This is a genomic window from Streptomyces sp. NPDC001852, from assembly GCF_042891825.1.
Classification (GTDB): domain Bacteria; phylum Actinomycetota; class Actinomycetes; order Streptomycetales; family Streptomycetaceae; genus Streptomyces.
This window is the reverse complement of sequence record NZ_JBIATN010000041.1, coordinates 41,098-52,382: the sequence shown is the minus strand read 5'-3', so window position 1 is coordinate 52,382 and position 11,285 is coordinate 41,098. Positions and strand designations below refer to the sequence as shown.

Below are 11,285 nucleotides of genomic sequence, written 5' to 3'. Positions count from 1 at the left end.
ACGCTCAGGTTCATCAAGAGCGTGCAGGACACGAACGTGACCAGAATCTCGTCGATCATCCTCCCGAGCGGCGGGCACAACTTCAACACCTGGCGACGGGAGATCCCGCCCACGCTCCAGTGGCTCAGCTCGCGACTGGTCGCCCACTGAAACCCCTGCGGTGCGTGACCCCGGGTGAAGCCGGTGATGTGGCCGGGTTTTTACGGGGCGGGGGTCCACGATTCGCCTACGCGCGGTAAGTTTCTGGCCATGCCACGTGGACGCCACCGCCATTCACCGCCTCTGCACCGGCTGTTGCCTCCGTCGGCGATCGCCGGTGTCTCCGCCGCCTGCGCGCTGGCTCCCTGGGTGTTCTCCGAGACCATGGTGCTGCGCGCGCTGGCGGCAGCCGCCGCGGCGACGGCGGTCGTCGGCGCGGTCGTGATGCGCCGCTGGGACACACAGGCGGGCAGGCAGGTCGCCGAGCTCACACGCGCGCGTGCCGGCGACGAGTGGCGGTACGAAGAGCGGGTCGCCGAACTGGAGACCGACCTGGAGGAGTCGCGCGAGCTGCGTACGAAGCTGGAGCAGCGGCTGCGCGCCAAGCGCGCGGAGCTGGCCGGCCTGCGCAACGAGCACGCCGCCCTGCTGCGCCGGTACGCCACGGCGGAGACCGAGCGCGCGAGCGCCCTGGAGGGGCGCCGGCTGCTGGAGCTCGAGGCGGCCGTGCCCTCGCCCGCACTGCCGCCCGCGCGCCGCGCCGAGCCGGACCTGGAGCCGGCCGAGGTGACCGCGGCCGAGGAGCCCGTCGAGGCCGTTGAGGCCGGGGCGGACTCCGGTGACGCGCCGACGGCGTACGCGGTGTTCTCGCCCGAGGGCGCAGGGCTGTACGGGCGGGCCCTGATGGCCCTGGCCCGGTTCGGCGCCGAGGCCTCGGACGACTCCGGGGCGGACGCCGTGGAGACGGCCCCGCCCGCTGCTTCCGAGGCAGTGGATTCCGTGGACACGGCCCCGGAGGCGGCGGCTCCCGAGGCGACCGACCCCGGTGCCGGCGACCCTGGTGCCGACGAGGCCAGGGCCGACACGGGCGCCGTGCCGACGGGCAGGGCCGATGTCCGCGCCGATGTCCGCGAGTCCGACGCGGCCGGGGCCGAATCCGTCGCGCAGGGGGAACGCGCCATCGAAGGCGCCCGGGAAGAGGCGGCGGACGGGGTGACGCACGGCGTCGCTGCCGCCGCGAGCGAGAGCGGCGCGCCGGCCGGCCAGGAGGACGAGGCGCAGGGGCAGCCCGAGGCGGCCGGCGGGCACACGCGCGCGGCCGCCACCCCCATGGCACCGGCCGAGCCCGCCCAGCCCGTGGGCCTGCCGCCCGCCGGGCACTTCACGGTGCCGACCGCGGTGGCCGTCGTACCGGCCGCGCCCGCGCGGCGCCCGGTGGTCGAGGGCGGTTTCGACTTCTTCGGCACCCAGAAGGGCGCACCCGAGACCGCGCTGGACTCCGTGCAGAACGAGGATCTCGCCGACGTCGTCGGCCAGGAGGCCCTCGCCGTGCACAAGGCGGAGACCGAGGCCGGGTTCAAGGACGCCGACGCACGCTCGGACGGTGTCGGCCAGGTCATCGACCTGACCGCGCACGACGAGACCGAACAGATCGACATCCAGGGGCTGCGCACCGCGGCTTCCTGAGGCCGCACCAGGCACCAGGCACCGGGCCCGGCTTCCCGCGAGGGGAGCCGGGCCCGCTGTCATCCGGTCATCCAGCGGTCGGGGCGGGCGTCCCGGCGGCCCGTACGGGACCGCTCCGCCTGGGCGTGCAGGAGCCGCGCGGCCTCCTGGGCGTCCCGCAGCCGGGCTGTCACGGTCTTGTCGGCACCGGTGTCCACATGGATGTCGGCGAGCCGCCAGAGGCGCCGCCAGGGCCCCTGGCTCAGCCGCACGCTCTGCACCTTGGCGTGCGGGACCAGCGAGAGCCGGCGCCGCAGCAGCCCGTGCCGGGTGGTGAACACCGCGCCGGTGACCGCGAGGCCGTGGCCGCGCCACCACACCGGCACGCACCAGCGGGCCCGCAGCGGCGGCCGTGACAGCTCCTGAGGCACCGTCACGCCGGGCAGCACGCGGGCGACGACCGACTCGGCGATCGCGCGCGGGGCGACCGGTACCAGCACCGAGTTCGCGGACCCGGCCACGTCCAGTTCCACCCGCACCCAGCCGAGCCGCCGCCACAGCAGCGGCTCCACGATCCGTACGGTCTGCACCCGGCCGGGCGGGACCGTCTCGTGCGTGCGGTCGAGCAGCCCGTGATCGATGCGCAGCCCGTCCGGTGACTCGCCCACCCTCCAGTCGAACTCGCCGGCGAACCGTCCCGCGCTCCTCGCGCCGGCCGCGCCGAACAGCGGCAGGGCGGTCGCGAGGACCGTCCACAGGTTGTGGGTGGTGAGCCACAGCACGGTCGGTACGACGAGCGCGGCGCACAGCGAGCCCCAGGTGGCGCCCGTCAGCGCCAGGGAGAGCGCGAGCGCGCGAGGCGGCACGCGCAGCAACTCGCGCGCCGGTGCCTCGCCGACTTCGCGCGCCGTCTCGGGCGCGAAACCCGCCGCGCGCGCCAGCAGCTGCGCGCGCAGGGCGCGAGCCTCCTGCTCGCCGAGGAAGGCCAGCTCGTCCTTCTTGTCGGCGCCGACGACGTCGATCCGCAGCTTGGCGACGCCCGCCACGCGCGCGAGGAGGGGACGGGAGACGTCCACGGCCTGGATGCGCTCCAGCCGGATGTGCGCGGTGCGCCGGAACAACAGGCCGGTCCGGATGCGCAGTTCGGAGTCGGTGACCGCGAAGTGCGTGAACCACCAGGACAGGAAGCCGTAGAGGCCGGCCACCGGCACCAGCACCGCGAGCCCCAGCAGGAGCATGGTCCCGGTCAGCCGCGCCAGCTGCTCCTGCGCGCTGTTCGGGTCGTGCGCCGCCCATCCGGCGAGTACGGCGATCGGCGCCCACGCCCGGCGGAACGGCGTGACGGGGTGCAGCCGGCGCTCGGGGACCGTGGGGGGCGCGGATGCGCCCGCGTCGAGATCCGGGGGCGTCACAGGCCCGCCGATCGCGCCTCGCCCAGCTCGGTGAGCCGGTCGCGCAGCCGTTCGGCCTCGGCCGGGTCCAGGCCGGGGATGGTGGCGTCGGTCGCGGCGGCCGCTGTGTGCAGCTGCACGGTGGCCAGCCCGAAGCGCCGCTCGACGGGCCCGGAGGTGACCTCCACCAGCTGCATCCGCCCGTACGGCACCACCGTCTCCTCGCGCCACAGGACGCCGCGGCTGATCAGCAGGTCGTCCGCGCGCTCGGCGTACCGCCACGAGCGCCAGTTGCGCCCCACGAGCCGCCAGCACCACGCGGCGCAGGCCGCGGGCACCAGGGCGAAGGCGGCCCACGCGGCCCCCACGAGCAGGCCCAGCAGCAGCCCGACGGCGATGGCGAGCACCGCCGTCCACAGCACCACGAACAGCCGGCGCAACCGCATCAGAGCGGGCTGCAGCCCCCGCCACACCAGCTCGGCCCCCGGTATCCCGGTCTTCTCCGGGCTCCCCGTTTCCATGGGGCCAGCGTACGTAGGGGAAACTGGGGCCATGACTCCTACGACGGAGACCACGGTCGGGATCGGCGGCGCCGCGGAAAGCACCGACATGGTGCTCAACATCGGGCCCCAGCACCCGTCCACGCACGGCGTGCTGCGGCTCAGGCTGGTGCTGGACGGGGAGCGCATCGTGCGCGCGGAGCCGGTGATCGGCTATATGCACCGCGGCGCCGAGAAGCTCTTCGAGGCGCGCGACTACCGCCAGATCATCGTGCTCGCCAACCGCCACGACTGGCTGTCGGCGTTCTCGAACGAGCTGGGCGTGGTCCTCGCCGTGGAGCGGATGCTCGGCATGGAGGTGCCCGAGCGGGCGGTGTGGATGCGCACGCTGCTCGCCGAGCTGAACAGGGTGCTGAACCACCTGATGTTCCTCGGCTCCTACCCGCTGGAGCTGGGTGGCATCACCCCCGTGTTCTACGCGTTCCGGGAGCGCGAGGTGCTCCAGAACGTCATGGAGGAGATCTCCGGCGGGCGCATGCACTACATGTTCAACCGCGTCGGCGGCCTCAAGGAGGACCTGCCGGCCGGGTGGAGCGCACGCGCGCGTGCCGCCGTCGCCGACGTGCGCTCGCGCATGGACGTCTTCGACGACCTGGTGCTCGGCAACGAGATCTTCCGGGGGCGTACGCGCTCAGTGGGCGCGCTGACCCCGCAGACCGTCCACGCCTACGGCGTCAGCGGGCCCATCGCGCGCGCCTCGGGCGTCGACTTCGACCTGCGCCGCGACGAGCCGTACCTGGCGTACGGCGACCTCCAGGACACCCTGAAGGTCGTCACCCGGACCGAGGGCGACTGCCTCGCCCGCTTCGAGGTTCTGCTGGCGCAGACCCACAACGCGCTCGACCTCGCCGACGCCTGCCTGGACCGGCTCGCCGAGCTGCCGCCCGGGCCGATCAACCAGCGGCTGCCGAAGGTGCTGAAGGCTCCCGAGGGGCACACGTACGCGTGGACCGAGAACCCGCTCGGCATCAACGGCTACTACCTGGTCAGCAAGGGTGAGAAGACGCCGTACCGGCTGAAGCTGCGCTCTGCCTCGTACAACAACATCCAGGCGCTGACCGAGCTGCTGCCGGGGACGCTGGTGGCGGACATGGTGGCGATCCTGGGCTCGATGTTCTTCGTGGTCGGCGACATCGACAAGTAGGGCGGTCCGGGGCGCGGGAGACCGGTTCAGGCGAGTGGGTCCGGAATTCCAACCGGCTGGACCAGCCAGCCGAAGTCGCCGAGGCCACCCTGGGTGGTGAGTTCGGCGGCCTCCCCGGCGCTCGAAAGGGCGCGCACATAGGCCGTGGGGTCCGTGGAGGCCAGCGCGAGCGGAGGGCGTGCGCCGGTGAGGTCCAGGGCGCGCAGAGCGGCGCGCTGCGTGAGGAGGCGCGCGGGGGGCAGTGTGCGCGCTCCGCGGGAAGGCTCCTGCGCCATCCCGGAGGGCGTACCTGCTGGACTCTGGGGCGCGCCGGAGGCCGTACCCGGCGTGTCGCGAGGCATGCGCGCCGTCTCCCCGAACGTGAGCGCGCTCTCCCCGAGCCTGTGCGCGCTCTCCCCGGGCTTGTGCGCCGTGGCAGCCGCTGCGCACGCGTCCAGTGCGACGTGCGCCGTGATGTCGCACGACCCGTCCGGTACGGGTGCCGTCTCGCGCCCCTCCCGGAAGCCGGTGAGCGTCCCGAACGGGGGGCGCGTGTCGACGGTGTGCGCGTAGTCCACGGCCACCGCGAGCCCGCGCGCCACCCGGGCCACCGCCCACGCCCACGCCAGGTCCCGGGGGAGCCCGATCTCCGCGCGCAGCCCTTCCTCGGCCGGCAACGGCCACCACCGGGCGAGCCAGTCCGCCTCCGCGCCGGTCACCGCTTCCCCCAGCCGCTCGGTGCCGTCGTCGGCGACGAGCACCAGCCGGGCCACGCCCGCGGCGTCGACCTCGGCCACGTCCACGGGCACGTTGTCCAGCCACTCGTTGGCGAACAGCAGCCCCGTGACGGTGGCCGGGGGCGTGTCCAGCCAGGTGATGCGTGCGTCCAGTCCGGCAGGGCGGTCGGCGAGCTCGACGGCGTACCCACGCACGCGTGCCGCCACATCGGCCGGCAGCGCGGCCAGCACCCCGGTGACCAGTTCACCCCGCCCCGCGCCCATGTCGACGAAGTCCAGCACCGGCGGCCGTCCCAGCGCCTCGTCGACCCGGCACAGCAGCCGGGACACGGCCTGCGCGAACAGCGGGGAGGCGTGTACGGACGTACGGAAGTGGCCGGCCGGGCCCTCCGGACGGCGGTAGAAGCCCTCGGGCCCGTAGAGCGCTGCCTCGGCCGCCGCACGCCAGCCGCGCCGGCCGCGCCGGGCGCCTCCCTCGCCGGGGCGCCGTCCCGCTCCCCGTGCCGTCTCATCCGTCACCGGAACAGACTAGGCACACAGATGATCACTTCCTCCACCTTGCGGAGTACGCGCCCCGGGCGCGGATCGGCCCTCCGGTTGACCCCCGCACGCATCCGGTTTCCCTACTCTGGGTTACGTGCAGCGCCTCTACGACTTCCTCCGCCGCCACCCGACCGGGGTCGACGCCTTCTGGGCCGTCGTCCTGTTCGGGCTGTCCGGAATGGTCGTGGTGAGCACGAGCGAGCGGCCCGGGACCCACCACGTGTCGCTCGCCGCGGGGATGGCCGTGTCCGCCGTCCTGTGCGTCGTCGTCGCGTTGCGTCGCCGCTTCCCGGAGCCGATGGTGCTGGTCGCCCTCGCGACGGGGCTGGTCCAGCTGGTGCTGGACGTCGAGACGACCGTCGCCGACTTCGCGCTGCTGGTGATCACGTACACGGTGGCGGCGGTCGGCGCGCGCTGGGCCTCCCGACTCGCGCTCGCCGCCAGCCTCGTCGCAGCGACCCTCGCGCAGCTTCGCTGGCCGGCCGGGCACACCGGCTTTCCGGGTCAGATCGCCATCGTCGTCTTCCAGACGGTGCCCTTCGCGCTCGCCTGGGTGCTCGGTGACTCCATGCGCACCCGCCGCGCCTACTTCGCCCAGCTGGAGGAGCGCGCGGCCCGCCTGGAGAAGGAGCGCGAGGCGCAGTCCAAGGTCGCGGTGGCCGCCGAGCGCGCGCGTATCGCGCGCGAGCTGCACGATGTCGTGGCGCACAACGTGTCGGTGATGGTGGTGCAGGCCGACGGCGCCGCCTATGTCCTCGACGCCGCCCCCGACCAGGCCAAGAAGGCCCTGGAGACGATCTCCTCCACCGGCCGGCAGGCGCTCGCCGAGATGCGCCGCCTGCTGGGCGTGCTGCGCACCGGGGAGCACCGGGAGAGCGGGGAGTACGTCCCGCAGCCCGACGTCGAACAGATCGACGAGCTGATCGAGCAGTGCCGCAGCTCCGGCCTCCCGATCGACTTCAAGGTCGAGGGCACCCCGCGTCCGCTGCCGAGCGGCGTGGAGCTGACCGCGTACCGGATCGTGCAGGAGGCGCTCACCAACACCCGCAAGCACGGCGGGCCCAACGCGGGCGCGAGCGTCCGGCTGGTCTACTTCGACGACGGGCTCGGCCTGCTCGTCGAGGACGACGGCAAGGGCGCGCCGCACGAGCTGTACGAGGAGGGCGGCGCCGACGGTCAGGGGCACGGTCTGATCGGCATGCGCGAACGGGTCGGCATGGTCGGCGGCACCCTGGACGCGGGCCCGCGCCCGGGCGGAGGATTCCGCATCAGCGCCCTGCTCCCGCTCAAACCGGCGCACTGACGCAGCCGTGCGCCCCCTGTTGACACCTGTAACACCCTCGCCCTGAAGCAGCCCCCCGACGAAAGAGGCCCGATGACGATCCGCGTGATGCTCGTCGACGACCAGGTGCTGCTGCGCACCGGGTTCCGGATGGTGCTCGCCGCCCAGCCGGACATGGAGGTCGTGGCGGAGGCGGGCGACGGTGTCGAGGCCCTGCAGGTGCTGCGGGACACGCCCGTCGACGTCGTCCTGATGGACGTCCGCATGCCCAAGCTGGACGGCGTGGAGGCCACCCGGCGGATCTGCGCGGAGCCCGATCCGCCCAAGGTGCTGATCCTGACCACCTTCGACCTGGACGAGTACGCCTTCTCCGGGCTGAAGGCGGGCGCCTCCGGCTTCATGCTCAAGGACGTGCCGCCCGGTGACCTGCTGGGCGCGATCAGGGCCGTGCACAGTGGTGACGCGGTCGTGGCGCCGTCCACCACCCGGCGCCTGCTGGACCGTTTCGCGCCGATGCTGCCGTCCACCGGCAAGGAGCCGCAGCACAAGGAGCTGGAGCGGCTCACCGACCGGGAGCGCGAGGTGATGGTGCTGGTCGCCCAGGGCCTGTCCAACGGGGAGATCGCGGCCCGGCTGGTGCTGAGCGAGGCGACGGTGAAGACCCATGTGGGCCGCATCCTGACCAAGCTCGGCCTGCGCGACCGGGTGCAGGTCGTAGTGCTCGCCTACGAGACGGGGCTGGTACGGGCGGGCGGCCACGGCTGAGACGGCCCTGCCGGGGTTCCTGCGCGGTCAGGGCTGAGGCCGGCTCTGGCGGCGGGCGCCGACGCGTGCCCGATGGCCGGCGATCCGGCCCTGTCCGGCGGCTGCGTGGCCACGGGCCGGGGCGGCGGGGGTGCCGACACATCCCCGGCGGTCCGGGACCGGCCCTGTCGGCTGCTCCTGTGGTCATGCCTGGGACGGGTCCTGTCCGCTGCTCGCTCCTTCGGGCCGTGCCGGGGACTGGTCCCGTCGGCTGCTCCCGCGGTGTGCCTGGGGCCGGCCCTGCCCGCTGCTCCTGCCTCGCGGCCGAGGCCGGGCTGCCCGGACGCCCCCGCGGTCACGGCCGACGCCGCCGTGTCGGGGCAGGTCAGCGCAGGACGCCCTCGATGAAGTCGCTGCCCAGCCGGGCCACCGCCGCCAGGTCCAGCTGGTGCTGGACGTACCGGCCCCGGCGGCAGCCGGTGATCAGGCCCGCCTTCTTCAGCACCGCCAGGTGCCGGGATATCTCGGGCGCCGACATGCCGTGCGCGTCGGCCAGTTCGCTCGTGGTGTGCGGGGCGCGCGCCAGATGCCGGCACAGCCGCATCCGCACCGGGTGGGCCAGCGCCTCCATGCGGCGGGTCAGCTGCTCGACGGACGGGGCCTGTGGGCGGGAGCCGCTGGCCGGGTAGGTGATCGAGGGCTGCCAGCCGTACCGGTGCAGGACCATCAGGTGCGGCCGGCCGAGGCTGGTCGGGACGAGGACCAGGCCGCCGTCGCCGGTCGCGGTGCGGCCCACCAGGAGCTTGTCGACCGTGATGAGCGCGGCCTCCTCGTCCAGCGAGACGGCTCCGGAGAGGGCGGCGAGCGCCTCCCCGAGACCCTTGCGGCGCAGCAGTTCGGTCTTGTGCCGGGCGTCGGCGGCGAGCTGGGGCTGGAGGCGGGCCCAGGTGTCGGCGAAGAACGCCTCGTCGCAGTCGAGCATCAGCTCCCGGAACCAGGCGCGGACGGCCGGCGGGTCGTCCAGCAGCCGACGTGTGAACCGCTCCTGCACGGCACCGCGCGCGGCGGCCAGTTCCAGGGAGCGGCGGCGCAGCTCCGGGTCCCCGAGCGGGCCGGGTTCCCGGACGTCGTAGCGCAACTGGCAGGTGAACTCCAGGGCGGCGGTGACGAACTGGTCGTCCGTCAGTTTGTCCAGCTGGTCCAGTTCCTCGGCGAGGGTGGCGCCGGGGAGCGCGCGGCCGCCGGGGAGGCCCGCGAACGGGGCGAAGACGTCCGAGAACGTCGTACGCCACAGGAAGTCGGCCTCGCACAGCCGGTCGGCCAGGCAGGGGTCCAGCCGGGAGGAGACGGCGGTCGCCCAGCCCTGGAGGCCGGGGTGGTGGCCGGGCTCGCTGAGGGCGTGCAGGGCCATCCCCAGCTCGGCCAGGGGAGAGGGCACGACGGAGATCCGCTCCTCCGGCAGTCCGGTGATGTCGATGGTCACGCTCATGCCCTCCATCGTGCACCCGGCCACCGACAGTGCCGCCGTGGATTGACGGCAGCCGTCAATCCACGGGACAGCCGCCCCGGCCGGGAGCAGGCTGGAGGCACCGGGGCAGCCGCGGAGCCCGACCGGACACCCGTCCGTCACCGACCAGTTCACGTCCCGAGAAGGCGATCCGCCATGAGCATCACCCAGCAGTACCTCCTGGACAGCTACCGCGCCCGCGTCCTCGGCGAAGCGGAGCCGCCCGCGCCCGGCCGGCACGACGCCGAGCTGGTGCGCGAACTGCGCGACCACCGGCGCTTCCACGCGGTCATCGCCGGGCGCCCGGCGCGGGGGCGCGTGTGGTACACCCTGCGCCGGTGGCTGCGCCCGCGCGCGCTGTGATCATCCCGTGGGCAGGCGCTCGACAAAGCCGGCGACGGCCGCCCGTACGTCGTCCGCCGTCCACTCCAGGCCCGGCGAGCGCACGGCGACCTCGCTGAAGGACAGCCCGGGCCCGCCGCGGTCCCAGGGCACGGCGAAGAGGTACGTCCCCGTCTCCTCGGCCTGGCGCACCGCCGTCTCCGTCAGGACGTCCGCGTCGTAGGGCAGCCAGACCTGGAAGTCGTGGGTGTGCGGTTCCTCGGGATGCACGCGCGCCCACGGGATGCCTGCCGCGGCGAAACCCTCGCGCAGCGCGGCGGCGACCACGCGCGCGTGCCTCACGTAGTCCGGCAGCCGGGGCAGCTCGCGCTCCAGGCCGGCGAGCGCCGACAGCGCGGTGGGGAACTGCTGGAAGACCATGCCGCCGTACCGGTGCCGCCACGTCTTCGCCTCGTCCACGAGGGTCTTCGGGCCGGCCAGCGCGGCGCCGCCGAAGCCGTCGAGGGACTTGTAGAACGACACATAGACGCTGTCCGCCAGGCCCGCGATCTCCTCCAGCGGCCGGCCGAAGTGGACCGTCGACTCCCACAGGCGCGCGCCGTCCAAGTGCACCACCGCGTCGCGCTCCCGCGCGGCCTCGACGACCTCGGTCAGCTCCTCCCAGGTGGGCAGCACGAAACCGGCGTCCCTCAGGGGCAGTTCCAGCATCAGCGCGCCGAAGGGTTCGTCGAAGTCGCGTATCTCGGCGGCGGTGGGCAGCCGGGGCTCACTGGTCACGCGCACCGGGCGCAACCCACTGACCTCGCTGAACGCATGCCGCTCGTGCACCTCCGGGTGGGCCAGGGCGTGCAGGGCGACCGTGGGGTTGCCGGTGCGGCCCGCCCAGCAGCGCAGGGCCACCTGCTGGGCCATCGTGCCGGTCGGGAAGAACGCCGCGGCCTGAGTGCCGAGCAGGGCCGCGACCCGCTGCTCCAGGTCCGCGACGATCCCGTTGCCGTAGATGTCCACGGGCTGGTCCAGGTCGTACACCTCGGGTGCCGCTTCCTGGAGGTGTGCCAGCCGCTCCCGGATCGTGCGCCGGTGGCCCGGGCGCGACAGCACGCGCTCCGCCTTCGCGAGGGCGACCCGGCGCCGCTCCCGCATCCGTTCCTGCTCGGACTGCTCGGATCGATCGGACTGCTCCGCTCGATCGGACTGCTCCGCCTGCCGCTGTTCGTCCCGTTCCGCCGTATCGGTCATGCACGGATCATGCCGCGCGGGAGCCCGGGCGAGCAGCCGTATTGAGCGCCGGTACGCGTCTGACGCCGCGCGGGGCACAGGCGCGGCCGACGCACGGGTTGGACACGTGGCTGCGGGGCGTACACGTGGCGTAACCCACAGCCTGTGGACAACCAATCGGCCCCGGACCGAGA

10 protein-coding genes and 1 pseudogene are annotated in these 11,285 nt (G+C 73.9%); 6 read left to right on the top strand and 5 right to left on the bottom strand.

All coding sequences use genetic code 11. The features are described 5' to 3' along the window. Window positions 1-150, top strand: a pseudogene (locus ACFYZB_RS41920) (esterase); the annotation flags it as partial. Window positions 151-249: 99 nt separating this feature from the next. Next, entirely contained in the window at window positions 250-1,665 is a 1,416-nt protein-coding gene (locus tag ACFYZB_RS41915; protein ID WP_388767139.1) for a hypothetical protein, read from the top strand. A 59-nt stretch (window positions 1,666-1,724) separates the two neighbouring features. On the opposite strand, the gene ACFYZB_RS41910 is transcribed toward ACFYZB_RS41915, so the two are convergent. Then, the gene (locus ACFYZB_RS41910) at window positions 1,725-3,056 is read right to left on the bottom strand and encodes a PH domain-containing protein (RefSeq protein ID WP_388767138.1); all 1,332 of its coding nucleotides are present in this window, start codon (window positions 3,054-3,056) and stop codon (window positions 1,725-1,727) included. Continuing rightward, window positions 3,053-3,556, bottom strand: a complete 504-nt coding sequence (locus ACFYZB_RS41905) for a PH domain-containing protein (protein WP_388767137.1) — start codon at window positions 3,554-3,556, stop codon at window positions 3,053-3,055. The genes ACFYZB_RS41910 and ACFYZB_RS41905 overlap by 4 nt, the downstream gene beginning before the upstream one ends. 31 nt (window positions 3,557-3,587) lie before the next feature. Between ACFYZB_RS41905 and ACFYZB_RS41900 the strand changes: the two genes are divergently transcribed. Next, window positions 3,588-4,739, top strand: a complete 1,152-nt coding sequence (locus ACFYZB_RS41900) for an NADH-quinone oxidoreductase subunit D (RefSeq protein WP_388767136.1) — start codon at window positions 3,588-3,590, stop codon at window positions 4,737-4,739. A 26-nt stretch (window positions 4,740-4,765) separates the two neighbouring features. On the opposite strand, the gene ACFYZB_RS41895 is transcribed toward ACFYZB_RS41900, so the two are convergent. Further along, entirely contained in the window at window positions 4,766-5,974 is a 1,209-nt protein-coding gene (locus ACFYZB_RS41895; RefSeq protein ID WP_388767135.1) for an SAM-dependent methyltransferase, read from the bottom strand. 118 nt (window positions 5,975-6,092) lie between these two features. On the opposite strand from ACFYZB_RS41895, the gene ACFYZB_RS41890 reads away from it, so the two are divergent. Beyond that, window positions 6,093-7,301 (top strand): sensor histidine kinase, encoded by a 1,209-nt coding sequence (locus ACFYZB_RS41890; RefSeq protein ID WP_351215997.1) that lies wholly within the window; start codon window positions 6,093-6,095, stop codon window positions 7,299-7,301. Window positions 7,302-7,373: 72 nt separating this feature from the next. After that, window positions 7,374-8,045 carry a response regulator transcription factor gene (locus ACFYZB_RS41885; RefSeq protein WP_351215995.1) on the top strand — a complete coding sequence of 224 codons (672 nt, stop codon included), beginning with the start codon at window positions 7,374-7,376 and terminating at the stop codon, window positions 8,043-8,045. Window positions 8,046-8,409: 364 nt separating this feature from the next. Here the strand turns inward: ACFYZB_RS41885 and ACFYZB_RS41880 are convergent, their stop codons facing one another. Next, the gene (locus ACFYZB_RS41880; RefSeq protein WP_388767134.1) at window positions 8,410-9,513 is read right to left on the bottom strand and encodes a DUF5937 family protein; all 1,104 of its coding nucleotides are present in this window, start codon (window positions 9,511-9,513) and stop codon (window positions 8,410-8,412) included. Window positions 9,514-9,687: 174 nt separating this feature from the next. Between ACFYZB_RS41880 and ACFYZB_RS41875 the strand changes: the two genes are divergently transcribed. Beyond that, window positions 9,688-9,894, top strand: a complete 207-nt coding sequence (locus ACFYZB_RS41875) for a hypothetical protein (protein WP_388767133.1) — start codon at window positions 9,688-9,690, stop codon at window positions 9,892-9,894. Here the strand turns inward: ACFYZB_RS41875 and ACFYZB_RS41870 are convergent, their stop codons facing one another. Continuing rightward, window positions 9,895-11,112, bottom strand: coding sequence for a threonine aldolase family protein (locus tag ACFYZB_RS41870; RefSeq protein ID WP_388767132.1), 1,218 nt, complete (start codon window positions 11,110-11,112; stop codon window positions 9,895-9,897). It abuts the gene before it with no gap. Window positions 11,113-11,285: the final 173 nt, after the last annotated feature.

Excerpts from the sequence above, each read along its gene's own strand:
- ACFYZB_RS41880 (WP_388767134.1), bottom strand. The coding sequence starts at position 9,513 with ATGAGCGTGACCATCGACATCACCGGACTGCCGGAGGAGCGGATCTCC.
- ACFYZB_RS41905 (WP_388767137.1), bottom strand. The coding sequence starts at position 3,556 with ATGGAAACGGGGAGCCCGGAGAAGACCGGGATACCGGGGGCCGAGCTG.
- ACFYZB_RS41885 (WP_351215995.1), top strand. The coding sequence starts at position 7,374 with ATGACGATCCGCGTGATGCTCGTCGACGACCAGGTGCTGCTGCGCACC.
- ACFYZB_RS41900 (WP_388767136.1), top strand. The coding sequence starts at position 3,588 with ATGACTCCTACGACGGAGACCACGGTCGGGATCGGCGGCGCCGCGGAA.
- ACFYZB_RS41915 (WP_388767139.1), top strand. The coding sequence starts at position 250 with ATGCCACGTGGACGCCACCGCCATTCACCGCCTCTGCACCGGCTGTTG.
- ACFYZB_RS41875 (WP_388767133.1), top strand. The coding sequence starts at position 9,688 with ATGAGCATCACCCAGCAGTACCTCCTGGACAGCTACCGCGCCCGCGTC.
- ACFYZB_RS41870 (WP_388767132.1), bottom strand. The coding sequence starts at position 11,112 with ATGACCGATACGGCGGAACGGGACGAACAGCGGCAGGCGGAGCAGTCC.